This is a genomic window from Streptomyces sp. E11-3, from assembly GCF_046540415.1.
Lineage (GTDB): Bacteria > Actinomycetota > Actinomycetes > Streptomycetales > Streptomycetaceae > Streptomyces.
This window is the reverse complement of record NZ_JAZGRL010000192.1, coordinates 1-1,137: the sequence shown is the minus strand read 5'-3', so window position 1 is coordinate 1,137 and position 1,137 is coordinate 1. Positions and strand designations below refer to the sequence as shown.

Sequence of the window (1,137 nt, the reverse complement as noted above, 5' to 3'; positions counted from 1 at the left end):
GCTCGAGCGGGAGGTGCCCCCCTCGCCCTGCGGAACGATTGCCCACAACAGGTAGACGCGCGCAGCGGGGGGCGCGAGCCCCCACCGGGTCGCGGGCGCGGTGCCGTGCGAGGTGGGCGAACAATGGCCCCGTCACGGGTGCCGTGTTCATACGGGGCCACCTCGAGGGCCCGAGCACGTACCCCCCGACGTGGCCCCGACCCCAAGCGGACAGGGCGTAGCGCCACGGACGGGAGCACGTCCCGACGTGGCCCCGGCCGAGTGGGCCGGGCGTAGCGCCACGGTCGGGAGCGACGTGGCCCCGGCCCACGAGCGCAGCCCAAGCTCGGGCACGGCAGACTCGGGGGCATGCGTACTGCGTACTGCGTGGAGACGGTCAGGGCCGCCGAGCGGGAGCTCATGGCACGGCTGCCGGAGGGAACGCTGATGCGACGCGCGGCGGCCGGTCTCGCGGCCGCCTGCGTCGAGCTGCTGGGCCGGGCGTACGGCGCCAGAGTCGTACTCCTCGTCGGCAGCGGGGACAACGGCGGCGACGCCCTCTACGCGGGCGCCCGCCTGGCCCGCCGCGGCGCCGGGGTCACCGCGGTGCTGCTCGCGCCGGAGCGGACCCATACCGGGGGGCTCGCGGCGCTCCGGGCTGCGGGCGGGAGCGTCGCGTCCGCCTCAGGCGCGGAGGCGCCGTTGCGGCGGGCCGATCTCGTCGTCGACGGCATCGTCGGGATCGGCGGCCACGGCGGCCTACGCCCCGACGCCGCGAGGCTCGCCGCCCTCGCCCAGGCGTCGGGTGCGGCCATCGTCGCCGTCGACCTGCCGAGCGGCGTAGAGCCGGACACCGGCGAGGTACACGGCCCCGCCGTACGCGCCGACGCCACGGTGACCTTCGGGACGTACAAGCCGGGGCTGCTGATCGACCCCGCGCGGACGTACGCCGGCCCGGTACGGCTCGTCGACATCGGGCTGTCCCTGCCCGACGCGCCGGACGTCCAGGCGCTGCAGTACGCCGACGTGGCCGGGCTGCTGCCCGAGCCGGGCGCGGCGAGCGACAAGTACCGGCGCGGCGTCGTCGGCATCGCCGCGGGCTCGTCGCGCTACCCCGGCGCGGCGGTGCTCGCGGTGGCGGGCGCGCTGCGGGGCGGG

General features: G+C 77.6%; 1 protein-coding gene. It reads left to right on the top strand.

Annotated features, from left to right (window positions below; translation table 11 throughout):
• Positions 1 to 348: 348 nt before the first annotated feature.
• The coding region (locus U9R90_RS36335; RefSeq protein WP_411061770.1) for an NAD(P)H-hydrate epimerase at positions 349 to 1,137 on the top strand (789 nt) is incomplete at its 3' end.